This is a genomic window from Trabulsiella odontotermitis, from assembly GCF_001297775.1.
Lineage (GTDB): Bacteria > Pseudomonadota > Gammaproteobacteria > Enterobacterales > Enterobacteriaceae > Trabulsiella > Trabulsiella odontotermitis.
Genome location: NZ_LIFX01000007.1, coordinates 40,585 through 62,953, shown reverse-complemented (window position 1 = coordinate 62,953; position 22,369 = coordinate 40,585). Strand labels below are relative to the sequence as shown.

Genomic DNA, 22,369 nt, shown 5'->3' with positions numbered 1-22,369 from the left:
GAATCATAATATGATTGAATTTGATTTATCCTGACATCGTTTTTGCCTGAATGCAATAACCGGATCCGCCGCTTTTGTGTTCATACCCTGACAGTTAATACGTAAGAGTAATACGTTGTATTTCTTGTAATTATAATTTAATCAATACGTTGTGGCTGATTTTATCCAGAGAGACGACGTCACAGCAAACCCGCATGAAACGCGAGGAAATAAATTGCGGCGCGAATCACATTTAATCAAATTTAATCTTGTTGTGATTATTTTTGATTATTAGAGTGTGGGCACAAACGAAACCGGGTGGGTCAGCCGTCCGGCGTTGCCCCCTAATGGAGAGCGTTATGGAGATCCTTTACGACATCTTTACCGTGTTCTTTAACCAGGTAATGACCAACGCCCCGCTGCTGCTGGGTATCGTGACGTGCCTGGGCTACATCCTGCTGCGCAAAAGCGTCAGCGTTATCATCAAGGGAACGATCAAAACCATCATTGGCTTCATGCTGTTGCAGGCGGGGTCCGGCATTCTGACCAGCACCTTCAAACCGGTCGTGGCGAAGATGTCCGAGGTATACGGCATCAATGGCGCCATCTCTGATACTTATGCCTCGATGATGGCTACCATCGAGCGCATGGGGGAGGCCTACAGCTGGGTGGGGTATGCCGTATTGCTGGCGCTGGCGTTAAACATTGTTTACGTGTTGCTGCGCCGGGTGACGGGGATCCGCACCATTATGCTGACGGGCCACATCATGTTCCAGCAGGCCGGGCTTATCGCCGTGTTTTTCTACATCCTCGGCTATCCGATGTGGACCACGATCATCTGCACCGCGGTGCTGGTCTCGCTGTACTGGGGCATCACCTCCAACATGATGTACAAACCCACGCAGGACGTCACGGAAGGCTGCGGTTTTTCCATCGGCCATCAGCAGCAGTTCGCCTCCTGGCTGGCGTATAAGCTGGCACCGTATCTCGGTAAAAAAGAGGAGAGTGTTGAAGATCTTAAACTGCCGGGCTGGCTGAACATCTTCCACGACAACATCGTCTCCACGGCGATCGTCATGACGCTCTTTTTCGGCGCGATTCTGCTCTCGTTCGGTACCAGCACCGTACAGGCAATGGCGGGAAAAACTCACTGGACAGTCTACATCCTGCAGACCGGTTTCCAGTTTGCGGTAGCGATTTTCATCATCGTGCAGGGCGTTCGCATGTTTGTGGCCGAGCTTTCGGAAGCCTTTAACGGGATTTCCCAGCGCCTGATCCCTGGCGCGGTGCTGGCGATTGACTGCGCCGCGATTTACAGCTTCGCGCCGAATGCCGTGGTGTGGGGGTTCATGTGGGGCACCATCGGCCAGTTGATTGCGGTCGGCATTCTGATTGCCTGCGGCTCTTCCATCCTGATTATCCCGGGCTTTATCCCGATGTTCTTCTCCAACGCCACCATCGGTGTCTTTGCCAACCACTTTGGCGGCTGGCGGGCGGCGCTGAAAATTTGCCTGGTGATGGGCGTGATTGAAATCTTTGGCTGCGTCTGGGCGGTGAAACTCACCGGTATGAGCGCCTGGATGGGCATGGCGGACTGGTCGATTCTGGCGCCGCCGATGATGCAGGGGCTGGCGTCGGTCGGGCTGGCGTTTATGTCCGTTATGATCCTGATTGCCCTGGCTTACATGTTCTTCGCGGGCCGCACGCTACGCGCCGAAGAAGATGCAGAAAAACAACTCGCAGAACACTCTGCGCAATAAGGAGTTCCGATTATGACCGTACGTATTCTTGCCGTCTGTGGTTGTGGGCAGGGCAGTTCCATGATCATGAAAATGAAAGTCGATCAGTTCCTGACACAGCAGGGCGTTGACCACACCGTCAACAGCTGTGCGGTGGGGGAGTACAAAAGTGAGCTGAGCGGCGCAGACATTATTATCGCCTCAACCCATGTGGCCAGCGAAATCACCGTGACGGGTAACAAGTACGTGGTGGGGGTGCGCAACATGCTCTCCGCTGCGGATTTCGGGCCAAAGCTGATGGAAGTGATCGGTACGCATTTCCCGAAAGACATGAAATAAGGACTCGCCATGAAATTACGTGATTCGCTGGCGGAGAACCATTCCATTCGGCTGCAGGCGGAGGCCGATAGCTGGCAAGCGGCGGTGAAAATCGGCGTCGATCTGCTGGTGGCGGCGGATGTGGTCGAGCCGCGTTATTACCAGGCCATTCTTGATGGCGTCGAACGTTTCGGCCCGTATTTCGTTATCGCGCCGGGGCTGGCGATGCCGCATGGTCGCCCGGAAGAGGGCGTGAAAAAGAACGGCTTTGCGCTGGTGACTCTGAAAACCCCCATGGTGTTTAACCATGAGGACAATGACCCGGTCGATATCCTGATCACCCTGGCAGCGGTTGACGCCAGAAGCCATCAGGAGGAGGGCATCATGCAGATCGTCAATCTGTTTGAAGATGACGCTAATTTTGACCGACTTCGCGCCTGCCGCAGCGAGCAGGACGTACTGGATTTAATCGACCGCGCCACCGCAGCGGCTATTTAAGAGGGAAAACACATGTCTCATTCATTACCGATGCTTCAGGTGGCGCTGGATAACCAGACGCTGGCCGATGCTTACGCCACCACACGCCTGATTGCCGAAGAGGTCGATATCATTGAGGTCGGCACTATTTTATGTATCGGCGAAGGCGTACGCGCCGTGCGTGACCTGAAAGCGCTGTATCCGCATAAAATCGTGCTGGCGGATGCCAAAATCGCCGATGCCGGAAAGATCCTTTCCCGCATGTGTTTTGAAGCGTAGGCCGACTGGGTGACGGTGATCTGCTGCGCAGACATTAACACCGCCAAAGGGGCGCTGGACGTGGCAAAAGAGTTCAACGGCGACGTGCAGATCGAACTGACCGGCTACTGGACCTGGGAACAGGCGCAGGCGTGGCGCGATGCCGGTATCGGGCAGGTGGTTTATCACCGCAGCCGCGATGCGCAAGCGGCCGGGGTCGCGTGGAGTGAAGCTGACATTACGGCGATTAAACGGCTGGCAGAGATGGGCTTCAAAGTGACTGTCACCGGCGGCCTGGCGCTGGAGGATTTGCCGTTGTTCAAAGGCATTCCTGTTCATGTCTTTATTGCTGGTCGCAGCATTCGTGATGCCGCAAGCCCGGTGGAAGCCGCACGCCAGTTCAAGCGCGCTATCGCCCAGTTATGGGGTTAAGGAGCGGTTATGACGGCGAATCCGGTGCCGCTCGGCATCTATGAAAAAGCGCTCCCGGCCGGGGAGTGCTGGCGGGAACGGCTGCGGCTGGCGAAATCACTGGGGTTTGATTTTGTCGAAATGTCGGTGGATGAAACCGATGAGCGGCTGTTGCGCCTCGACTGGTCGGCAGAACAAAAGCTGGCACTGGTTAAAGCGATTGCCGAAACCGGCGTTCGGGTGTCATCGATGTGCCTGAGCGCGCACCGTCGTTTTCCACTCGGCAGCGAAGATAACCATGTTCGCGCGCAGGGGCTGGCGATCATGCAAAAAGCCATTCGCTTTGCGCAGGATGTCGGCATCCGCGTGATCCAACTGGCGGGGTACGACGTTTACTACCAGCAGGCTAATGACGAAACGCGTCGCCGTTTTCGCGACGGGCTCAGGGAGAGCGTCGACATGGCCAGCCGGGCGCAGGTCACGCTGGCGATGGAAATCATGGATTACCCGCTGATGAACTCCATCAGCAAAGCGCTGGGTTACGCGCATTATCTGAATAACCCGTGGTTTCAGCTTTACCCCGATATCGGTAATTTATCGGCGTGGGACAACGACGTGCAAATGGAGTTGCAGGCCGGGATGGGGCACATCGTGGCGGTACACGTCAAAGATACCCGCCCGGGCGTGTTTAAAAACGTACCATTCGGCAGTGGAGTAGTGGATTTCGAAGCCTGTTTCCGCACGCTGAAACAGAGCGGCTACTGCGGCCCGTATCTGATTGAAATGTGGAGTGAAAACGCAGACGATCCCGCCGCCGAAGTGGTCAAAGCCCGCGACTGGGTACGTGAACGGATGACCCGCGCCGGGCTGGGGGAGGCCGCATGATGCAGCAGCTTAAGCAACAGGTCTTTGAGGCCAACATGGATTTGCCACGCTACGGGCTAGTGACCTTCACCTGGGGCAACGTCAGCGCTATCGACCATGAACGTCGTCGGGTGGTAATCAAACCCAGCGGCGTGGCGTACGACACCATGACCGTTGACGACATGGTGGTCATTGATCTGGAAGGCAGGGTCATTGAAGGCCAATGGCGTCCGTCGTCCGATACCGCCACGCATCTGGCGTTGTATCACCGTTATCCGACGATCGGCGGTGTGGTACATACCCACTCGACACACGCCACGGCCTGGGCGCAAGCCGGGCTCGCTATCCCCGCGCTGGGGACGACACATGCCGATTACTTCTGGGGAGATATTCCCTGCACCCGCGCACTCAGCGAACAAGAGATCGCCGAAGAATATGAGCGGCATACCGGCACGGTAATAATAGAAACGCTCGGCGACCGCGAGCCGCTGCATACGCCGGGTGTCGTGGTGTACCAGCACGGGCCTTTTGCCTGGGGAAAAGATGCCCACGACGCGGTGCATAACGCCGTTGTCATGGAAGAGGTGGCGAAGATGGCGTGGATTGCGCGCGGGATAAATCCGCTATTGAACGCGATTGATCCGGCATTAATGCAGAAACACTTTCTGCGTAAGCACGGGCCAGAGGCGTATTACGGGCAAAAATAAGCGGCCGGAAACCAATGCCAAAAAAAGCCCCCGGATACGGGGGCAAAAATAAAGGGGATGGTTAACTTCTCGTTGGGATATTCCTGGTGCTAGCGGTAAATTTCGGCGCTGGCGTGGATAAGGCCATTACTCTCCGGTTCATGCAGCAGTACCGGGTAGAAATACCTTGCGCCTCGCGCGTCACTCTCTTCGTTAAGGGCTTGATCCGCTTCGCTTTCAGTGGCGAGGTTATGATTAATGTAAATAACGCCTAAGCTATGCACATCGTCCATATTTTTGGCCTGTGAGCCGGTAATTTTCACGGCTGCCATCGCATTCATATTTAGCAATAACGCAGCCAGTACAGCCAGTGCGATGCGTTTCATAATGTCTACTCCTTACACCCTCTCCTTTCTTGCCGGATGGGGTATGATGTAAGTGTAATGCCTCCCCGCAGGTTAAATAGCGACCATTTCTGATGCAGTTGTTCAAAAAAATGCCGCATCCGTCACTGATTAATTTTAAATCACCGACTTAAACCCGCTTCTCGCTTTGTGCGAATTATTTAGACAATCACCTTGTCTTTACCGGGCGCCGCAAGTAGAATGACGCGTCAATTTTTCAGCCGCCCTTTAATCACGTTCCTTGCCTCCATGGGCCGCGGCTGACCCAGACAGGAGGCTGAATAATCCGTAAGGAGCAATTCGATGCGTCATTACGAAATCGTTTTTATGGTCCATCCTGACCAGAGCGAACAGGTTCCGGGCATGATCGAGCGCTACACCGGTGCAATCACTGGTGCAGAAGGCAAGATCCACCGTCTGGAAGACTGGGGCCGCCGTCAGCTGGCTTACCCGATCAACAAACTGCACAAAGCACACTACGTTCTGCTGAACGTTGAAGCGCCGCAGGAAGTGATCGATGAGCTGGAAACAAGCTTCCGCTTCAACGATGCCGTTATCCGTAGCATGGTAATGCGTACTAAACACGCTGTTACCGAAGCATCTCCGATGGTTAAAGCGAAAGACGAGCGCCGTGAGCGTCGCGATGATTTCGCCAACGAAACCGCAGATGATGTTGATGCTGGGGATTCTGAAGAGTAATCCTGATGACCAACCGTCTGGTGTTGTCCGGTACCGTGTGCAGGACGCCACTTCGTAAGGTCAGCCCATCAGGAATTCCTCACTGTCAGTTCGTGCTTGAGCATCGTTCTGTCCAGGAGGAAGCCGGTTTTCACCGGCAGGCGTGGTGCCAGATGCCCGTTATTGTTAGCGGACACGACAACCAGGCCATTACTCACAGTATAACGGTCGGTAGCGCAGTGACCGTTCAGGGGTTCATCAGTTGCCACAAGGCAAAGAATGGCCTGAGCAAAATGGTTCTGCATGCCGAGCAGATTGAATTGATAGATTCTGGAGACTAGCCAAATGGCACGTTATTTCCGTCGTCGCAAGTTCTGCCGTTTCACCGCGGAAGGCGTTCAAGAGATCGACTATAAAGATATCGCTACGCTGAAAAACTACATCACCGAAAGCGGTAAGATTGTCCCGAGCCGTATCACCGGTACCCGTGCAAAATATCAGCGTCAGCTGGCACGCGCTATCAAACGCGCTCGCTACCTGTCCCTGCTGCCGTACACTGATCGTCATCAGTAATCGGTCACGGTCCATTAATACGACTTTGAGAGGATAAGGTAATGCAAGTTATTCTGCTTGATAAAGTAGCAAACCTGGGCAGCCTGGGTGATCAGGTTAACGTTAAAGCGGGCTACGCTCGTAACTACCTGGTACCGCAGGGCAAAGCTGTCCCGGCAACCAAGAAAAACGTTGAATATTTCGAAGCACGTCGCGCTGAACTGGAAGCTAAACTGGCTGACGTTCTGGCGGCTGCTAATGCTCGCGCTGAGAAAATCAACGCGCTGGGCAGCGTAACCATCGCGTCTAAAGCAGGCGACGAAGGTAAACTGTTCGGTTCCATCGGTACTCGCGACATCGCTGACGCTGTTTCTGCAGCTGGCGTTGAAGTGGCTAAGAGCGAAGTTCGTCTGCCGAACGGCGTTCTGCGTACCACTGGTGAGCACGAAGTGAACTTCCAGGTTCACAGCGAAGTGTTTGCTAAACTGGTTGTAAACGTTGTTGCTGAGTAATTCATTACTCGCATCAATATCGAAGCGCCGGCCTTGTGCCGGCGTTTTGCTTTTCTGCGTCAGGCCTTTTATTGGTCTGGCCTGCACCACCGGGGCGGTGTCGTTTATCGGGCGCGAATAAAGCTGCCGTCAGACTGACGGGTAAACAGCACCTGCTGGTCGTTTCCGGTATCGATCGTTAACCCGGTCACCACACCGTTAGCATTCTGACGGATCTGGATCATCTGCCCGCTTTGCAGGTTACTCAGCGGCTTGCCGCTGCCTTCCACTTTCGCCATCGCGTAGACGTCGGTCGCTGGCAGGTTATGGTCGCGGAACACCTGTGCGAGGGTTTTCCCCGACTCAACGCGATAAGAACGCCATTGTTGTTCGATGCCCGGTGTCGCTTGCGACGAAGGCGGTGGTGTTTGTGCCTGCGTCTGAGGATCGTCTTCCTGCACCGGTTCCGGCGCGACGGGCGCCACCTGCTGCGGATCATTGGCTGACGGGGTCACCAGTTGCGTTTGCAGCGGCGGTTGTGTGTTTTGCGGTTGGGATGAGGACTGGAGATTTAACTGCGCATCGCGCGTTACAGGCGGTGAGGATGTGTTGTCATCCCCTGACGGAAGCAGTACGCCAATCACCACCAACAGAGCACCGATAATAATACCGCGGCGGTGCAGCGGCGGCAGCGGATCCATCAGACGAATGTCATCCGGTGCATGCCAGATTTTCAGCAAAGTCTGTTGTAACGGGTTTCGCCCGGGCATGGCTTCCTCCTGCTCCGCGTTCCAGATTCCTGTGCCCTCAGTATATACATAATTTTCTCGGGGCCACATTTACTATCTTCACGTTACACAAAGTTTTACCCGAAACGGCATGGCTGCTATGCTGCCCGCTACTTTATACCCGATGAAAGGAAAGACGATGGCAACCCCGACTTTTGACACGATTGAAGCGCAGGCGAGTTACGGTATTGGCTTACAGGTAGGACAACAGCTTAGCGAATCCGGTTTACAGGGGCTGCTGCCAGAAGCACTGGTAGCGGGGATCGCCGACGCGCTGGAAGGTAAACAGCCGCAGGTTCCGGTTGATGTGGTGCATCGTGCGCTGCGCGAAATCCACGAACGTGCGGATGCCGTTCGCCGTGAGCGCTTTGAAGCGATGGCCGCCGATGGCGTGAAATATCTGGAAGAAAACCGTGAGAAAGAGGGTGTGAACAGCACCGAATCCGGTCTGCAATTCCGCGTGATTAACCAGGGCGAGGGCGCTATCCCGGCGCGTACTGACCGCGTTCGCGTGCACTACACCGGTAAGCTTATCGACGGTACCGTCTTTGACAGCTCTGTCGCCCGCGGCGAACCGGCAGAATTCCCGGTGAATGGCGTTATTGCTGGCTGGATTGAAGCGCTGACCCTGATGCCGGTTGGCTCGAAGTGGGAACTGACGATTCCGCACAACCTGGCCTATGGCGAGCGTGGCGCAGGCGCGTCCATTCCGCCGTTCAGCACGCTGGTCTTTGACGTTGAGCTGCTGGAAATTCTGTAAGGCAGGACGAATCCTCTCCTCTTGCGGGGAGAGGATGAACAAAATCAGAGTAAAATCCTCAAGTTAGAACTTTATTAAAATTTAATGCTGTTAATATTGTTTTTGTACGTTTTATTTTGAAGTAAATCGCGTTTTAAGAGTGATATAACACTCACTTTAAACATAAAATTAACATTTAATTCATTTCCTGGTATTCAACCCGCCGATTCTTACCTAATATCGATAAATCCCTGAACAGGGGCCAGAACATAAAAGGCCGCAGAGCCAGCACAACACAACAGGAACACAGGAAGAAAATCACATGGTAGATCAGGTTAAAGTCGCTGCTGAAGAGCAGGATCCGGCTGAACAATCGCTACGGCGAAATCTTACTAACCGTCATATCCAGCTTATCGCCATCGGCGGTGCCATCGGAACCGGACTGTTTATGGGCTCCGGGAAAACCATCAGTCTTGCCGGGCCGTCGATCATTTTTGTCTATATGATCATCGGCTTCATGCTGTTTTTCGTCATGCGGGCGATGGGCGAACTGCTGCTGTCGAATCTCGAGTACAAATCCTTTAGCGATTTCGCCGCCGATCTGCTTGGCCCCTGGGCGGGTTATTTCACTGGCTGGACCTACTGGTTCTGCTGGGTGGTTACCGGTATGGCGGACGTTGTCGCCATCACGGCGTATGCACAATTCTGGTTCCCCGGACTCTCCGACTGGGTGGCATCGCTGGCGGTGGTGATCCTGCTGCTGAGCCTGAACCTCGCCACGGTGAAAATGTTCGGTGAGATGGAGTTCTGGTTTGCGATGATCAAAATCGTCGCCATCGTGGCGCTGATTATCGTGGGTCTGGTGATGGTGCTGACGCACTTCCAGTCACCGACCGGGACCGAAGCTTCATTTGCACATCTGTGGAATAACGGCGGCTGGTTCCCGAAAGGGCTTAGCGGCTTCTTTGCGGGCTTCCAGATAGCGGTGTTTGCCTTCGTCGGTATCGAACTGGTGGGTACCACGGCGGCGGAAACCAAAGATCCGGAGAAATCCCTGCCGCGCGCCATCAACTCCATTCCGATTCGTATCATCATGTTCTACGTGTTTGCGCTGATCGTCATTATGTCGGTCACCCCGTGGAGCTCAGTGGTGCCGGATAAGAGCCCGTTCGTTGAGCTGTTCGTGCTGGTCGGTCTTCCGGCAGCGGCCAGTATCATTAACTTCGTGGTGCTGACTTCCGCAGCCTCTTCCGCCAACAGCGGCGTGTTCTCAACCAGCCGTATGCTGTTCGGTCTGGCGCAGGACGGTGTGGCGCCGGGGGCTTTCGCTAAACTGTCTAAGCGCGCGGTACCGGCGAAAGGGTTGACCTTCTCCTGTATCTGCCTGCTGGGCGGCGTGGTGATGCTGTACGTTAACCCGAGCGTGATTACCGCGTTCACCATGATCACCACCGTATCGGCGATCCTGTTCATGTTCGTCTGGACGATTATTCTTTGCTCGTACCTGGTGTACCGCAAACAGCGTCCGCAACTGCATGAGAAATCAATCTACAAGATGCCGTTGGGCAAAGTGATGTGTTGGGTCTGCATGGCGTTCTTCGTCTTCGTCATCGTGTTGTTGACGCTGGAAGATGACACCCGTCAGGCGCTGATCGTGACGCCGTTGTGGTTTATCGCGCTGGGCTTAGGCTGGCTGTACATCGGTAAGAAACGCAGGACAGACCTGCGTTAATGATTTGCCCGGTGGCATTGCGCCACCGGGCAATGTTGTTATTCCCCGGCAAGCGCCCGCGGGAACAGCACGTTATTTTCCAGACTGATGTGCTCCATCAGATCATCAATCATCTCGTTAATGCCGTTGTACATCGCTTTCCAGGTGGTACAGGCTTCCGGCGGCGGCGTGACGTTATTGGTGGTGTGCTTAATCACTTCCAGCAGTTCACCCGCCTCATCATGCTCGCTTTCCATCACGCTGATGGGCCCCATCGCCTGACTTCCCATGCCCTGTTTGATCATCGGGAACAGGATCTGCTCCTCTTTCATCATGTGGCTGGAAAGCTCCTGATGCAGCATGGTCAGGTATTTCGCCAGACCGCGCGGCACGGTGGGTTTGTCGGCATGGACGCGTTCCACTTTGGTGGCCTGCAGAATCAGCTCAGGAAGTTGTTCGCGATGACGATCGTGATAACGCACGATGATGTGATTGATGATTTCGCCGAGCGGCGCGACACGCCAGTCTTTCTCCACCGGCTGCTCAGCCAGTGTTGCCAGCTCTGCTTCGATGGCGTCGAGATCCAGCTCCTTACGGGTCGCAGCGCGCTCAAGCGTCTGCTTGCCGCCACAGCAGTAATCCATATCGTATTTACGAAACAGCGCAGAGGCGCGCGGAATGGAGAGCGCCAGTTCACCTAAAGGTTGGTCACGGAAGGCCATAGCAGTTACCTCATCATGAATAATATAAGATGCATATTAAATGCATCTTTAAGATAACGCTATACCTCTTTTGAGGTGCAGGATTTTTGCGCGTTACGATCCCTGTTCGGTCACGGGCACCACGACCGGGTGTGTCGGTTTGGCTATGACCGCTATCACCACGCCGATGACCAGCAGCAGGATGCCGCTCAGCGTGAGCAACGGCGGGACGCTCTGACGCAGCATAAACGTGTAGAGCAGTCCCGCCAGCGTTTCGAAAACGATCAGCGGCCCGACAATCACCGTCGGTAATCGCTGACTGGCGATGTTCCAGCACAGCGCGCCCACCCACGAACAGAAAATCGCAATCGCCAGCATCAGGGTGACAAATACGACCGGACGCGGGCCAAACGGCAGCGGGAACGCCACATCCTGTACGCTCAGCCAGCCACAGGCCGCGAGATAGCCTGCCAGCGACACCGGCAGTGTCACCAGTGCCTGCGCTGTCGCCCACATCATCGGGTGTTTATCCGGATTTTCCCGCAGCCAGCGCGCGTTACGCAACGCATACCACGCCCAGCAGACCACTGAAATCAGCGCCAGCCCGACCCCGGAACCGTAGCGCCACCCGCTAAAATCCGGCAACCCGTGGCGCAGTTCGGCGATATTCACGCACAGTAATCCAGCGGCGATGCACACCAGTGCAGGGATCATGCGTGCCCAGGACAGTTTGCCGTCACGTCGGCTGTAGAGCAGGTTGGCAAACACCGGGATCACCACCGGCAGGGTGCCGATAATCATGGTGGAAACCGGTGCTCCGGCGCGCTGAATGGCGCTCGCGAGGCACAGGTAATAGATAAGATTGCCCATCATGGTGAGGCCGAGCGCGGTCAGCCAGTCCTGGCGCGTCAGCTGTTTCAGCCGTCCGCGTCCCAGCCACGCCAGCGGCAGGGCGATTAACCCCAGCGCCAGATAGCGCCCCATCGACTGCAACACCGCCGGATATTCCGGCACGATCAACGGGCCGACGAAAATGAGTCCCCACATTAACCCTGCCAGCAGGGCGTACAGCACACCACTTATCATCTCTCAGCCCTTAGCGCCTGTTGAAGCCAAAGTGTAAGCAGGGAAGGGGGACGCGTATTGTATGAGATTGCGCATCAGCGCCGGGCAACCTGTTTCTGGTAGCGGACAGGGGTGATGCCGTAGCGACGCGTGAACGCGCGGGTCAAATGCGACTGATCGACCAGCCCCGTGGCAGCAGCGACGTCGGCGGCAGGCATACCGTGGGTGAGAAAGTTTTTGGCGCGCCAGAGACGGATCGCCATCAGCATCTGATGCGGCGTAACGTGGAAGTGGGCCTTAAACTGGCGCTGAAAATGATACGGACTGAGCGACACCACCTGCGCGAGTTCATCCAGCGTGACGGCGTGCATATAGTTGTCATGGAGATAGTCGCGCGCCCGGTCAAAACGGTGACCGCTTTCCTGGATGTGCGGTGCATGGCGGGCAAAGGGGCGAAAGGTCTCAACCAGATCGAGCAACAGCCCTTTTTGCGCCAGCGGATCGTCGGTATGCCACATCGCATAAATCAGTGCGTTAATCTGCCTGGCGTTCAGCGGATCTATCCGTAAGACATCGCTGAACCACCAGTGACGAATGCCCGTCACCTCTTCGAGCAGATCCGGCTCCAGATAAACCATCCGGTAGCGCCAGCCCTCCGCGGTTTCCGCCTCGCCGGTGTGCAGTTCGTCAGGATTCATGGTGATCACGGAATTGGCTGGCGCGATATATTGGGTGCCGTGATAGCGAAAACGCTCCGCGCCCAGCTCAATGGCGCCGATACCAAAGGCTTCGTGCGTGTGAGGTTCAAACGCGTAGCGGGAGATATGGGCATGATAAAGCTCAACGCCGGGCACCTGCGCCAGATGGCGAAAGCGGGCGCTGTCTGTTTCATCGGTAAACTGCTCGGGTACGCCTTGCACGGTGTCCTCCACGCGGGTCATTTTCCCATTATCAGAGATGACCCGGTGGAGTGCCACAAAAAATAACCAGTTGTTAACAATTACAGACTACGTTCGATGCTTTTCACAAGCGTCGTGGTCGGGCGGCCAATCAGGCGGCTCAGGGTATGGCTGTCATCAAACAGACCGCCTTTCGCGGCGCCGGAGTCGGAATCGGCCAGCATGTCGGCGATGGGCGCAGGCAGGCCAACGCCTTTCAGCGCGGCGGCGAAATCCGCTTCGCTGAGGTTATGATAGGTCACCGGTTTACCGCTGTGCTTACTGAGTGCGGCGGCCAGCTCGCTCAGTGTCCAGGCGCTGTCACCCGCCAGTTCATAGATTTTACCGGCATGGTTGTCCTCGCTGATGACGCGGGCCGCAGCGGCTGCGTAGTCAGCGCGAGTGGCTGAGGCGATTTTGCCGTCCCCGGCCGCGCCAATAAACACGCCGTGTTCAATGGCAGGCGGCGCGCTGGCCAGATAGTTCTCGGTATACCAGCCGTTGCGCAGCAGGGCAAACGGAATGCCAGAGGCCGCCAGCTGTTTTTCCGTATCAACATGTTCAACGTGCAGGCCGAGCGGCGAGGTATCCGCATGCAGCAGGCTGGTGTAGGCGATAAATTTAACCCCCGCTGTGCGGGCGGCATTAATCACATTGCGGTGCTGCGCCGCGCGTTTGCCGATTTCGTTGGACGAGATCAACAGCAGTTTATCAACGCCCTGCAATGCCGCCGTCAGCGCGGCCGGATCGTTATAATCGCCCTCGCGGACGACAATCCCCTGCTGGCGAAAAGCATCGGCTTTCGCCGGGTTACGAACGATCGCCACAATCTGGCTGGCGGCAACGCGGGTTAACAGTTCAGCGATCACAAGCTGGCCCAGCTGGCCGGTCGCTCCGGTAATAGCAATCATGGTTTTCTCCTTCGTGTTCGTCATGTGTTGTGCTACGCTAGCACCTTAACTAACTTTTAGTAAGTACGTACAAAAAGGTAAGTGTGAAAATGACAATGCCGACTCTGAGCGAGCAGATGCGCGACGGCAATCTGTTTGCCGAACAGTGTCCGTCGCGGGATGTGCTGAAGCATGTCACCAGTCGCTGGGGCGTGTTGATTCTGGTTGCCTTGCGTGACGGCACCCATCGTTTCAGCGATCTGCGGCGCAAAATGGGCGGGGTGAGCGAAAAGATGCTGGCGCAGTCGTTACAGGCGCTGGAGCAGGATGGTTTCGTTGACCGTGTCGCTTACCCCGTCGTGCCGCCCCATGTTGAATATAGCCTGACACCGCTCGGTGAACAGATCAGCGAGAAAGTCGCGGCGCTGGCGGACTGGATCGAAGTGAATTTGCCGGACGTGCTGGCGAAGCGCCGTCCGGCATAAACCTTATTTGCTCAAATCCAACTGATAAACCGCAAAACCAATTTCGTCGGTGGCGACCTGTTTCATCGGGTATTGCGCGTTTGCCTTGATAAACGCGGCGGCTTTTGCCGACGGTGAGGTTTCAAAGCGGATATCCAGTGGCGTGCTGCTGTGGATCGGCGCCAGACGCCAGTTGTTATCCGCCGCCGGGTGAATTTCACCGTTTTTCTTCGACTGCTCGCCAATCCACGCCGCCAGCACCGAACGGTTTTCGTCCGGCGAGGCAAAGGCGATATGGCTGTCGCCGGTACCCGCGAATTTACCGCCATAGGCGCGATAGTTGTTCGTCGCCACGAGGAAGGTGGCGTTCGGATCAATCGGCTTGCCGTTAAACGTCAGGTTTTTGATACGTTCCACGTCAGCGTTGATGGTCTGGCATTCGCCGTCATAACGGGCTGGCTGCGTGACATCAATCTGGTAGTTCACCCCGTCGATGACGTCGAAGTTATAGGTACGGAAATCATCCCAGTTAATCAGTGATTGCGGCTTGCTGCTGGTCGGGTCTATCTGATTAAACTGCCCGGCGGAACACTCCAGCCACGCTTTCACTTCTTTGCCGCTGGCTTTCACCACAATCAGCGTGTTCGGGTAGAGATAAAGATCCGCCGCGTTACGGAAGGTTAACTGGCCTTTCTCGACTTCGACGAAGCTTGCCGGATCGTTTTTACGTCCGCCGACTTTAAACGGCGCCGCCGCCGACAGCACCGGCAGTTTTGCCAGATCAGGATCGCCCTGAATGAAATGCTCGACGTAGGCCTTCTGCGCCATGTTCACCACCTGCACGGTCGGGTCGTCCTGCACCAGCGCCAGATAGCTGTACATATTGTCGGCCGCTTTGCCGATCGGTTTGCTGACGAACTCGCGGGTGCCGTCGTGGGAAGGCTTGAGGATTTTCACTAAGTCAGCGTCTTCCGCGGCCAGCGATTTCTTGCCCACCGCGTCGTAAATCGGCCGCGCTTCGGCTTTCGCCTGCGTCACCTGCCATTTACCGCTGTCGTTGTTCAGCACCAGATCGACAACCCCGAGGTGATCGCCCCACATGCCCGGCATCACCGCCGGAACGCCGTTCAGCAGCCCTTTGTCGATGTCCGCGCCCTTGATGCTGGCGAAATCTTTCCCCGGGAATACCGCATGCGCATGACCAAACAGAATGGCATCAACGCCGGGAACCTGGCTCAGGTAATACACGGAGTTCTCCGCCATCGTCTGGTACGGGTCAGCAGAAAGGCCCGAGTGGGCGACCACCACCACCAGATCAGCTCCTTTCGCCCGCATCTCTGGTACGTATTTGCGCGCCGTTTCGGTGATGTCATTTACCGTCACTTTGCCGTCGAGATTGGCTTTATCCCAGGTCATGATTTGTGGCGGTACAAAACCGATGTAGCCGATGCGAAGAGTCTGCGTTTTGCCGTCGCTGTCCTGCACCGGCGTCGCTTTGATCAGGTAAGGCGTGAACAGCGGCTGACCGGTTTTCACGTCGATAATATTGGCGTTCACATAGGGGAATTTCGCGCCCGCCAGCGCCTTGTGAAGATAGTCGAGACCATAGTTGAATTCATGATTACCGAGGTTGCCGACGGCGTAATCCAGTGTGTTCATCGCCTGATAGACCGGATGGACGTCGCCCTTTTTCAGCCCTTTCGCGGCCATGTAATCGCCGAGCGGACTGCCCTGAATTAAGTCGCCATTATCCACCAGCACGCTGTTTTTCACTTCGCCACGGGCGGCGTTGATCAGGCTGGCTGTACGCACCAGTCCGAATTTTTCCGTCGCGCTGTCTTTGTAATAATCGAAGTCCATCATATTGCTATGCAAATCCGTGGTTTCCATGATGCGGAGATCCACGGTGGCGGCGTGTACGCTGGCGGCAATCAGCGTCGCCAGGAGCGTTGCGCTAAACTTAATCATCAGAGGCATCCTTTTGTTGATCTGTTCGGCAGAAATAAATGTAATTACAGCGAGTTGCTTACAGAATTGTGAATCTTGCCATAAATGAAACTCAGGAAACTGGCAACGTCTCACAGATAGCGGATTTCGTCGCGATACGATATAACTAAAACAATGAGTTAACGCAAAAGCGACCACGAGAGGTGGGTATGTTAGATAAAATTTGCCAGCTTGCACGGGAGGCAGGCGATGCCATTATGCAGGTGTACGACGGGAAACAGCCGATGGAGCTCGCCAGCAAGCAGGACGACTCCCCGGTAACGGCGGCGGATATCGCGGCTCACGCGGTGATCCTGAAAGGGCTGCAGGCGTTGACGCCGGAGATCCCGGTGCTGTCGGAAGAAGATCCCCCCGCCTGGGATGTGCGTCAACACTGGCAGCGTTACTGGCTGGTCGATCCGCTGGATGGCACCAAAGAATTTATCAAACGCAATGGCGAGTTTACCGTCAATATCGCATTGATTGATAAAGGGAAAGCGGTAATGGGCGTAGTGTATGCCCCGGTCATGAAAATGATGTACAGCGCCGCCGACGGTAAGGCGTGGAAAGAGGAGTGTGGGGTACGTAAGCAGATTCAGGTGCGTGACGCCAGGCCGCCGCTGGTGGTGATCAGCCGTTCGCACGCCGATGGCGAACTGCAGGAGTACCTGCAACAACTGGGTGAGCACCAGACCACGTCGATTGGTTCATCGCTGAAGTTTTGCCTGGTGGCGGAAGGGCAGGCACAACTGTACCCGCGCTTCGGGCCGACTAACGTCTGGGATACCGCCGCCGGGCACGCGGTGGCCGCTGCCGCCGGGGCGCACGTTCACGACTGGCAGGGGAAACCGCTGGATTACACCCCGCGTGAATCGTTCCTCAACCCCGGCTTCAGAGTTTCAATTTATTAATCTTTCAGTAGTTTATGCAGCAGGGCAATCACCTGCTGCACCTCTTCCTGCGTCAGGGCGCCGTCTTTCGCCCACGCCACGCGACCGTCTTTATCCAGCACGGCGATAGCCGAACTCTCTTCGTCCAGTTGCCAGGCTTTGCGCGCGAGGCCGTTACTGTCGACGATAAACTGCGACCACGGATAGAGCTTTTTATTGCTCTCAAGGCTACTGCGCACGAACATGCCGGAGCCGGGGATCGCGTCATCGGTGTTGACAATCGTGGTGGTCTGATAGCGATCGTGAGGGAATTTCGCCGCTTTGATCGCTTCAATCAGCGCGGCATTTTTCTCTTTTGCCGAGGTACGACCGGCGATGTGCTGCACCACGCGCACTTTTCCAGGCAACTGCGCGCTATTCCAGTTTTTATAGCTAAACTGATCCTTATCAAGCATGAGTTCACCGCGGTCGGCAATCCCCACCGGCGGGACGCGCTGCCCCTCCTGAAAATCGTGTGCGGAGGCCATCAGCGGCAGTAAAAGGCACGAAAGCGCCATCAGCTTACGTAGGGTCATGGTGTTTCCTTATTTTATGCAGGTGATCCGACCACTTGGTTCGAACCATAATCATAAGTGCGATTTCGCCGCTTTACCCGCAATCCCGATGCCAGTTTGCGGGCGAACGCACATATATGAGAAAAAACGAAGACTTATACTGCCTTCTGCGTATGGCTGAAACGAAAATTCTGAATTACTGTAATCAAAAGGTAAATAAACTTATACATACTGGGTATCTTCCCGGTTATGAACTATAGTTTTAGAGCTTTAAATTTTGCGCCCCGACACGTTGGACCGATTGTGGTACCACAGGAGCGCAATACTGCAGGAGAGAAAAGAATGAAAATTTTCCAACGCTACAACCCGCTTCAGGTGGCGAAGTACGTGAAGATCCTGTTCCGTGGACGGTTGTACATCAAGGACGTTGGGGCTTTCGAGTTTGATAAGGGCAAAATCCTTATCCCGAAGGTGAAGGACAAGCAGCATCTCTCTGTGATGTCTGAAGTCAACCGTCAGGTTATGCGTCTGCAAACGGAGATGGCGTAACCAGCAGCTGTGCTATGCAGTAGTTTATAAAAAAAACGGCTCCCACAGGGAGCCGTTAATGTTTCAGGGGTGGGATTACGCGGCGCCTTTCTTCTGCTCTTCCGCATCCGGCAGTTTCGGCGTCAGTACTGTCGGTTTGCTGTCAATGCGCGTCACCAGCAACTGATCGATGCGGTAGTTATCGATATCCACCACTTCGAACTTGTAGCCAGAGAATTTCACCGCATCGGTGCGTTTCGGGATTTTACGCAGCATAAACATCATGAAGCCGCCGATGGTTTCATAGTTGCCCGACTGCGGGAATTCGTCGATATCCAGCACACGCATCACGTCGTCAATCGGCGTGCCACCATCGATGAGCCAGGAGTTTTCGTCGCGTGCGACAATCTGCTCTTCCAGCCCCTGACCGACCAGGTCGCCCATCAGCGTGGTCATCACGTCGTTCAGGGTGATGATCCCCACCACCAGCGCGTATTCGTTCATGATCACCGCGAAATCTTCACCGGCGGTTTTGAAACTTTCCAGCGCTTCGGAGAGCGTCAGCGTATCCGGCACAATCAGCGTATTGCGGATCTGCACACCGCCGGTCAGCGCCAGGCTCTGGTTCGCCAGCACGCGGTTCAGCAGGTCTTTAGAATCAACGTAACCAATGATGTGGTCGATGTCTTCTTTACAGACCAGGAACTTCGAATGCGGATGTTCCGCCACTTTGTTTTTCAGGCTCTGCTCATCTTCGTTGATGTCGAACCAGATAATGCTCTCACGCGACGTCATGGAAGACGGCACGGTGCGTGATTCCAGTTCAAACACGTTCTCGATCAGCTCATGTTCCTGCTTACGCAACACCCCGGCCAGCGCACCGGCTTCCACCACCGCGTAGATATCATCAGAAGTGATGTCGTCTTTACGCACCATCGGCAGTTTGAAGATGCGGAAGATGATGTTCGCCATGCCGTTAAAGAACCAGACCAGCGGGCGGAAAACGAACAGACAGAAGCGCATCGGGTTGATGATACGCAAAGCCACAGCTTCGGGCGCAATCATACCGATGCGTTTCGGTGTCAGGTCGGCGATGAGAATGAACATGCCGGTGACCAGCGAGAAGGAGAGTATAAAGCTCAGTTGCTCTGCCAGCTCGGACGACATGTAGTTACTTAAGATACCGTAAAACGCCGGAGAGAACGCCGCGTCACCCACGATACCGCCAAGGATAGCAACGGCATTGAGGCCAATCTGCACCACAGTAAAGAAGGTGCCGGGGTTTTCCTGCATTTTCAGCACGCGTTGTGCATTGATGTCGCCATCATCGGCGAGCAGTTTGAGTTTGATTTTTCGTGAGGCTGCAAGCGAAATCTCGGACATCGAGAAAAAAGCGCTGACGCCAATCAGACAAAGTATTACTAAAATACTGTTTAACATATCTTATCCAGCCGTTCAGGCCAGATCCTCGGAAGGGAAGTTGCTCACTTTTATACACCTCATTTATGAATGATCATGTGTACTAAGGGTGAGATTTGACAAGAAAAACCGGTCCGAAGGCAATGGACCGGCAATTTCGAGGTTAGTATAGCGTAAAGGGCTGTAAAGTCACCAGAGGGCGCTTCAGGCTTTGTTCAGCTGGCGGATCAGCGCCATTTCGGTCTGGCTGAACGCTTTCCCATCCGCCGTCAGGACGTCATGAAACCACAACGACGGTTGCGGGTTTTCACGTGCGATATCGGGCCAGGGCAGCCAGGTTTGTGTTTTCCCTTGCACCAGTCCCCAGTGAAAAGCACTCACGCGCTGCGCTCTGAACATCGGCAACTGCTCCACTATCGTACTTCCCACATGCCGCGCCAGCCACTCGGTACAAAAAATGGGGCGTTGATGACGAGAGAGTTGTTTCAGGATCTCCAGTTGCCCCGGCGTATCCACATAGGCGTGATAGCTGATGACGTCGGAAAGGTGCAGCGCGGCGGCATCAATGGGGTGAGTAAAGGCGTGGCGACAGTCGTGGCGATCGGCAATATGCCAGGCACCCACTGTCAGCGGTTGCTGCGGCCGCTCTTCCCGCACCCACTGAAACAGCCGGGTCATGAGTGAAAGGGCATACAACTCCAGCGTATCGTCGAACTGACGGCATTCGCCATCATCGGTGAAAAAACCGCCGTTGCCGGGTTCATTGTAGAGATCCCACAACAACACTCGCGGATCGTCACGGAAATGGCGCACCACGTCACGCACGTAGCATTCAATCTCCGGCCAGCGATTGCGATCCATCACTTGCTGGCGACCCGGGCTGGCGGCCGCCTGGCTGTTATGAATGCCCGGACGCGGCGTTTTTTGCGGCCCGAGAAACGGTTCATCGCCGGAAAAGGCGCAGTCATCCAGCAGGGTCAGCATCACCCGGAGTTGATGGCGGGCGGCGATCGCTAAAAACTGGTCGATGCGCGACAGCAGCCCGTCGCGATCATGCTGCCAGACAATAAACGGCAGGTTGGTGCGCAACTGGTTATAGCCGTAACGGTTGGCCCAGCTCAATTCCTGGTCGAGGGTGGCGGTATCGAAACTCGCCTGTTGCCACATTTCTGTCCAGTTCACCGCCGTACGCGGAAGATAGTTAAAGCCGCAGCCCCACGGGAGTTGCTGATACCACGCCCGGGCCTCTTCGATACTCCATTGTTGATACATACGGGCTCCTTACTCCATTCCGGACACGCGCACGGTCTGTTGACGATGACCGGCACGCGCGCCGCCCCAGACTTCATCGTAGGTATAGCCGGTTAGCTGTTTAATCACCTCACGGGTCGCAGGCTCGCAGTCACGGTAATCACCCCCCAGCTTGCGGCGGGCGATCTCTTTGAGCAGCAGCTTGTGTGTTTCACGGGTCAGTTTAAAGCGATACGTAGTGAAGAAACTGACGGCCAGCAGCACGGCGGTGGCAAAAATCATCAGACCGATGATCGCCTGCAGGGCGCTTTCGGGCTGAATGCCACTCCCTTTCACAAAACCGGCCTCTTCCAGCACCAGGCCGATTATCAGGATCGCCAGTGCCACGGTACTTTTGCGCGTCAGCACCATCACGCCAGCAAATATCCCCTCACGGCGTTGTTGGGTGACCATTTCGTCAATGTCTGGAATGAAGCTATAGATGTTCCACGGAATGTAATACAGCCCCGAACGCGCCACCCCGAGCAGGATAAAGATCGCGGAAAACAGCAGATTCGAGACCACGCTTTGCGTGAGATAGATGTAAAACAGAAACGCCAGCACGAAGAAAATACAACCGTAAGCGAGGCGCAACGCGGCGGACGGCGTGACATGAAAACGGTTAAGTAGCTGCATAAAGCACCAGGTACCGGGCACCGACGCAAACGCGGCGATGCTCAGCCAGCCGGAAACGGCGGCGGTATCCTGACTCAGGCAATAAACCACGTAATAGGTGAAAACTGAGCCAAAGACATCCATCGCCGTAAATGAAAAGATATAAATAATAATATGCAAACGAAACGCACGAATACGAAAAGAGGAGAACAGATCCAGTACCAGATATTTTAAATGATTCAGTAAACCGCCACTTCGTTGTATTTCAGGCTGAAACGTATTTTCCTCCTGAACATCTTTTGCCTCCCAGGTACAACGCCAGGTAATAAACACCGCAATGCAAAAGATGGCGGAAAATAGCAGGCCAGTCAGTGTATAGGTAAAGGGATTATCTTTGCCGGTAAACTGCATTATTACCCCCGGCACAGAAACTGCGAGAAAACCACCGACCTGGGAGCAGATCATGCGTACGCCGGAAAGGCGACTGCGCTCTTCGTAGCGGTTGGTCATTTCGGCGGCCAGCGTCTCCCATGGCACCAGCACCATCGCGGAGAGCAGTTCGATAGAAAGATAAGTGCCCAGGTAATACCAGTAACCCATATCCGTCAGCCACAGCAGGGCGTATAAAAACATTAACGGTGAGCTGAGTAATAAAAAGAAACGTCGACGGCCAAATTTACGGCCGAGCCAGGCATTACCGAAATTATCTGTCACGTAACCCATAATCGGGCTTAATAACGCGTCAATCACACGGGCAATAGCAAATATCGAACCGGCCTCTAATACGCTCAGGCCGCAATAAGTGGTATAGAAAAAGAGAAGCCAGGTGCCGATGATGGCGAAGGCGCCTCCGCCAAATAAGTCGGTCACGCCATAGCCAATAGCGATCCCGTAACCGACTCTGCGTTCAGTGGGTTTAGTCATATTTTTTTTC

The 22,369-nt window shown here is 55.1% G+C and carries 25 protein-coding genes and 1 pseudogene; 15 read left to right on the top strand and 11 right to left on the bottom strand.

The features are described from left to right. Positions 1–338: 338 nt before the first annotated feature. The 6 genes and pseudogenes from ulaA (at position 339) to AOY23_RS10815 (ending at position 4,753) form a co-directional block, all read left to right on the top strand. The gene (ulaA, locus tag AOY23_RS10840; RefSeq protein WP_054179651.1) at positions 339–1,739 is read left to right on the top strand and encodes a PTS ascorbate transporter subunit IIC; all 1,401 of its coding nucleotides are present in this window, start codon (positions 339–341) and stop codon (positions 1,737–1,739) included. Between the two features lie 12 nt (positions 1,740–1,751). Then, positions 1,752–2,057, top strand: a complete 306-nt coding sequence (gene ulaB / locus AOY23_RS10835; protein ID WP_054179650.1) for a PTS ascorbate transporter subunit IIB — start codon at positions 1,752–1,754, stop codon at positions 2,055–2,057. Positions 2,058–2,066: 9 nt separating this feature from the next. Then, entirely contained in the window at positions 2,067–2,534 is a 468-nt protein-coding gene (gene ulaC / locus AOY23_RS10830; RefSeq protein WP_054179649.1) for a PTS ascorbate transporter subunit IIA, read from the top strand. A 12-nt stretch (positions 2,535–2,546) separates the two neighbouring features. Then, positions 2,547–3,203 (top strand): annotated as a pseudogene (locus AOY23_RS10825) (3-keto-L-gulonate-6-phosphate decarboxylase UlaD). A gap of 9 nt (positions 3,204–3,212) precedes the next feature. Continuing rightward, entirely contained in the window at positions 3,213–4,067 is an 855-nt protein-coding gene (locus AOY23_RS10820; RefSeq protein ID WP_054179648.1) for an L-ribulose-5-phosphate 3-epimerase, read from the top strand. Then, positions 4,067–4,753, top strand: a complete 687-nt coding sequence (locus AOY23_RS10815) for an L-ribulose-5-phosphate 4-epimerase (protein ID WP_054179803.1) — start codon at positions 4,067–4,069, stop codon at positions 4,751–4,753. The genes AOY23_RS10820 and AOY23_RS10815 overlap by 1 nt, the downstream gene beginning before the upstream one ends. An 89-nt stretch (positions 4,754–4,842) precedes the next feature. On the opposite strand, the gene AOY23_RS10810 is transcribed toward AOY23_RS10815, so the two are convergent. Next, a complete protein-coding gene (locus AOY23_RS10810; protein WP_054179647.1) occupies positions 4,843–5,118 on the bottom strand; it encodes a YdgH/BhsA/McbA family protein in 276 nt (91 codons plus the stop codon). Positions 5,119–5,439: 321 nt separating this feature from the next. Between AOY23_RS10810 and rpsF the strand changes: the two genes are divergently transcribed. Genes rpsF through rplI form a run of 4 tightly spaced genes read left to right on the top strand, consistent with a single transcriptional unit; the run spans position 5,440 to position 6,878 of the window. After that, the gene (gene rpsF / locus AOY23_RS10805; RefSeq protein WP_054179646.1) at positions 5,440–5,835 is read left to right on the top strand and encodes a 30S ribosomal protein S6; all 396 of its coding nucleotides are present in this window, start codon (positions 5,440–5,442) and stop codon (positions 5,833–5,835) included. A 5-nt stretch (positions 5,836–5,840) separates the two neighbouring features. Continuing rightward, entirely contained in the window at positions 5,841–6,155 is a 315-nt protein-coding gene (priB, locus tag AOY23_RS10800) for a primosomal replication protein N (protein ID WP_054179645.1), read from the top strand. Between the two features lie 4 nt (positions 6,156–6,159). Further along, entirely contained in the window at positions 6,160–6,387 is a 228-nt protein-coding gene (gene rpsR / locus AOY23_RS10795; RefSeq protein WP_000135199.1) for a 30S ribosomal protein S18, read from the top strand. Positions 6,388–6,428: 41 nt separating this feature from the next. Then, positions 6,429–6,878 carry a 50S ribosomal protein L9 gene (gene rplI, locus AOY23_RS10790; protein ID WP_038156237.1) on the top strand — a complete coding sequence of 150 codons (450 nt, stop codon included), beginning with the start codon at positions 6,429–6,431 and terminating at the stop codon, positions 6,876–6,878. A 104-nt stretch (positions 6,879–6,982) separates the two neighbouring features. On the opposite strand, the gene AOY23_RS10785 is transcribed toward rplI, so the two are convergent. Then, entirely contained in the window at positions 6,983–7,627 is a 645-nt protein-coding gene (locus AOY23_RS10785; RefSeq protein ID WP_054179644.1) for a LysM-like peptidoglycan-binding domain-containing protein, read from the bottom strand. A 157-nt stretch (positions 7,628–7,784) separates the two neighbouring features. Here AOY23_RS10785 and fklB point away from each other — a divergent pair, with 157 nt between their 5' ends. Together fklB and cycA are read left to right on the top strand one after the other, a co-directional pair. After that, positions 7,785–8,405, top strand: a complete 621-nt coding sequence (gene fklB, locus AOY23_RS10780) for an FKBP-type peptidyl-prolyl cis-trans isomerase (protein ID WP_038156233.1) — start codon at positions 7,785–7,787, stop codon at positions 8,403–8,405. Between the two features lie 301 nt (positions 8,406–8,706). Then, a complete protein-coding gene (gene cycA, locus AOY23_RS10775; RefSeq protein ID WP_054179643.1) occupies positions 8,707–10,116 on the top strand; it encodes a D-serine/D-alanine/glycine transporter in 1,410 nt (469 codons plus the stop codon). Between the two features lie 38 nt (positions 10,117–10,154). On the opposite strand, the gene ytfE is transcribed toward cycA, so the two are convergent. The 4 genes from ytfE to AOY23_RS10755 all read right to left on the bottom strand — a co-directional run bounded on the left by ytfE (position 10,155) and on the right by AOY23_RS10755 (position 13,710). Further along, positions 10,155–10,817: an iron-sulfur cluster repair protein YtfE gene (gene ytfE, locus AOY23_RS10770; RefSeq protein WP_054179642.1), complete on the bottom strand. Its 663-nt coding sequence runs from the start codon at positions 10,815–10,817 to the stop codon at positions 10,155–10,157. Positions 10,818–10,910: 93 nt separating this feature from the next. Next, positions 10,911–11,882: a DMT family transporter gene (locus AOY23_RS10765; protein ID WP_054179641.1), complete on the bottom strand. Its 972-nt coding sequence runs from the start codon at positions 11,880–11,882 to the stop codon at positions 10,911–10,913. 74 nt (positions 11,883–11,956) lie between these two features. Then, positions 11,957–12,781 carry an AraC family transcriptional regulator gene (locus AOY23_RS10760; RefSeq protein WP_054179802.1) on the bottom strand — a complete coding sequence of 275 codons (825 nt, stop codon included), beginning with the start codon at positions 12,779–12,781 and terminating at the stop codon, positions 11,957–11,959. Between the two features lie 80 nt (positions 12,782–12,861). Continuing rightward, positions 12,862–13,710, bottom strand: coding sequence for an SDR family oxidoreductase (locus AOY23_RS10755; protein ID WP_054179640.1), 849 nt, complete (start codon positions 13,708–13,710; stop codon positions 12,862–12,864). A gap of 89 nt (positions 13,711–13,799) precedes the next feature. On the opposite strand from AOY23_RS10755, the gene AOY23_RS10750 reads away from it, so the two are divergent. Beyond that, a complete protein-coding gene (locus tag AOY23_RS10750; RefSeq protein WP_054179639.1) occupies positions 13,800–14,174 on the top strand; it encodes a winged helix-turn-helix transcriptional regulator in 375 nt (124 codons plus the stop codon). Positions 14,175–14,177: 3 nt separating this feature from the next. Here AOY23_RS10750 and AOY23_RS10745 read toward each other — a convergent pair whose 3' ends face one another. Beyond that, a complete protein-coding gene (locus tag AOY23_RS10745) occupies positions 14,178–16,121 on the bottom strand; it encodes a bifunctional 2',3'-cyclic-nucleotide 2'-phosphodiesterase/3'-nucleotidase (protein ID WP_152958519.1) in 1,944 nt (647 codons plus the stop codon). 188 nt (positions 16,122–16,309) lie between these two features. Here AOY23_RS10745 and cysQ point away from each other — a divergent pair, with 188 nt between their 5' ends. Next, entirely contained in the window at positions 16,310–17,050 is a 741-nt protein-coding gene (gene cysQ, locus AOY23_RS10740) for a 3'(2'),5'-bisphosphate nucleotidase CysQ (RefSeq protein ID WP_054179637.1), read from the top strand. Here cysQ and AOY23_RS10735 read toward each other — a convergent pair. Next, positions 17,047–17,604: a YtfJ family protein gene (locus AOY23_RS10735; protein ID WP_038156218.1), complete on the bottom strand. Its 558-nt coding sequence runs from the start codon at positions 17,602–17,604 to the stop codon at positions 17,047–17,049. The genes cysQ and AOY23_RS10735 overlap by 4 nt on opposite strands. 321 nt (positions 17,605–17,925) lie before the next feature. Here AOY23_RS10735 and AOY23_RS10730 point away from each other — a divergent pair, with 321 nt between their 5' ends. Then, positions 17,926–18,132, top strand: coding sequence for a DUF1107 domain-containing protein (locus tag AOY23_RS10730; RefSeq protein WP_003856054.1), 207 nt, complete (start codon positions 17,926–17,928; stop codon positions 18,130–18,132). Positions 18,133–18,207: 75 nt separating this feature from the next. On the opposite strand, the gene paeA is transcribed toward AOY23_RS10730, so the two are convergent. The 3 genes from paeA to AOY23_RS10715 all read right to left on the bottom strand — a co-directional run bounded on the left by paeA (position 18,208) and on the right by AOY23_RS10715 (position 22,359). After that, entirely contained in the window at positions 18,208–19,551 is a 1,344-nt protein-coding gene (paeA, locus tag AOY23_RS10725; RefSeq protein WP_054179636.1) for a polyamine export protein PaeA, read from the bottom strand. A 183-nt stretch (positions 19,552–19,734) separates the two neighbouring features. Beyond that, the gene (locus AOY23_RS10720; RefSeq protein WP_054179635.1) at positions 19,735–20,802 is read right to left on the bottom strand and encodes a glycoside hydrolase 5 family protein; all 1,068 of its coding nucleotides are present in this window, start codon (positions 20,800–20,802) and stop codon (positions 19,735–19,737) included. A 9-nt stretch (positions 20,803–20,811) separates the two neighbouring features. Continuing rightward, complete coding sequence (locus AOY23_RS10715) at positions 20,812–22,359, bottom strand: MFS transporter (protein WP_054179634.1); 1,548 nt, start codon at positions 22,357–22,359, stop codon at positions 20,812–20,814. Between the last annotated feature and the right edge of the window lie 10 nt (positions 22,360–22,369).

What these genes read in the sequence shown, in the direction of transcription:
- ulaA (WP_054179651.1), top strand. Translation starts at nt 339, where the DNA reads ATGGAGATCCTTTACGACATCTTTACCGTGTTCTTTAACCAGGTAATG.
- ulaB (WP_054179650.1), top strand. Translation starts at nt 1,752, where the DNA reads ATGACCGTACGTATTCTTGCCGTCTGTGGTTGTGGGCAGGGCAGTTCC.
- ulaC (WP_054179649.1), top strand. Translation starts at nt 2,067, where the DNA reads ATGAAATTACGTGATTCGCTGGCGGAGAACCATTCCATTCGGCTGCAG.
- AOY23_RS10820 (WP_054179648.1), top strand. Translation starts at nt 3,213, where the DNA reads ATGACGGCGAATCCGGTGCCGCTCGGCATCTATGAAAAAGCGCTCCCG.
- AOY23_RS10815 (WP_054179803.1), top strand. Translation starts at nt 4,067, where the DNA reads ATGCAGCAGCTTAAGCAACAGGTCTTTGAGGCCAACATGGATTTGCCA.
- AOY23_RS10810 (WP_054179647.1), bottom strand. Translation starts at nt 5,118, where the DNA reads ATGAAACGCATCGCACTGGCTGTACTGGCTGCGTTATTGCTAAATATG.
- rpsF (WP_054179646.1), top strand. Translation starts at nt 5,440, where the DNA reads ATGCGTCATTACGAAATCGTTTTTATGGTCCATCCTGACCAGAGCGAA.
- priB (WP_054179645.1), top strand. Translation starts at nt 5,841, where the DNA reads ATGACCAACCGTCTGGTGTTGTCCGGTACCGTGTGCAGGACGCCACTT.
- rpsR (WP_000135199.1), top strand. Translation starts at nt 6,160, where the DNA reads ATGGCACGTTATTTCCGTCGTCGCAAGTTCTGCCGTTTCACCGCGGAA.
- rplI (WP_038156237.1), top strand. Translation starts at nt 6,429, where the DNA reads ATGCAAGTTATTCTGCTTGATAAAGTAGCAAACCTGGGCAGCCTGGGT.
- AOY23_RS10785 (WP_054179644.1), bottom strand. Translation starts at nt 7,627, where the DNA reads ATGCCCGGGCGAAACCCGTTACAACAGACTTTGCTGAAAATCTGGCAT.
- fklB (WP_038156233.1), top strand. Translation starts at nt 7,785, where the DNA reads ATGGCAACCCCGACTTTTGACACGATTGAAGCGCAGGCGAGTTACGGT.
- cycA (WP_054179643.1), top strand. Translation starts at nt 8,707, where the DNA reads ATGGTAGATCAGGTTAAAGTCGCTGCTGAAGAGCAGGATCCGGCTGAA.
- ytfE (WP_054179642.1), bottom strand. Translation starts at nt 10,817, where the DNA reads ATGGCCTTCCGTGACCAACCTTTAGGTGAACTGGCGCTCTCCATTCCG.
- AOY23_RS10765 (WP_054179641.1), bottom strand. Translation starts at nt 11,882, where the DNA reads ATGATAAGTGGTGTGCTGTACGCCCTGCTGGCAGGGTTAATGTGGGGA.
- AOY23_RS10755 (WP_054179640.1), bottom strand. Translation starts at nt 13,710, where the DNA reads ATGATTGCTATTACCGGAGCGACCGGCCAGCTGGGCCAGCTTGTGATC.
- AOY23_RS10750 (WP_054179639.1), top strand. Translation starts at nt 13,800, where the DNA reads ATGACAATGCCGACTCTGAGCGAGCAGATGCGCGACGGCAATCTGTTT.
- AOY23_RS10745 (WP_152958519.1), bottom strand. Translation starts at nt 16,121, where the DNA reads ATGATTAAGTTTAGCGCAACGCTCCTGGCGACGCTGATTGCCGCCAGC.
- cysQ (WP_054179637.1), top strand. Translation starts at nt 16,310, where the DNA reads ATGTTAGATAAAATTTGCCAGCTTGCACGGGAGGCAGGCGATGCCATT.
- AOY23_RS10735 (WP_038156218.1), bottom strand. Translation starts at nt 17,604, where the DNA reads ATGACCCTACGTAAGCTGATGGCGCTTTCGTGCCTTTTACTGCCGCTG.
- AOY23_RS10730 (WP_003856054.1), top strand. Translation starts at nt 17,926, where the DNA reads ATGAAAATTTTCCAACGCTACAACCCGCTTCAGGTGGCGAAGTACGTG.
- paeA (WP_054179636.1), bottom strand. Translation starts at nt 19,551, where the DNA reads ATGTTAAACAGTATTTTAGTAATACTTTGTCTGATTGGCGTCAGCGCT.
- AOY23_RS10720 (WP_054179635.1), bottom strand. Translation starts at nt 20,802, where the DNA reads ATGTATCAACAATGGAGTATCGAAGAGGCCCGGGCGTGGTATCAGCAA.
- AOY23_RS10715 (WP_054179634.1), bottom strand. Translation starts at nt 22,359, where the DNA reads ATGACTAAACCCACTGAACGCAGAGTCGGTTACGGGATCGCTATTGGC.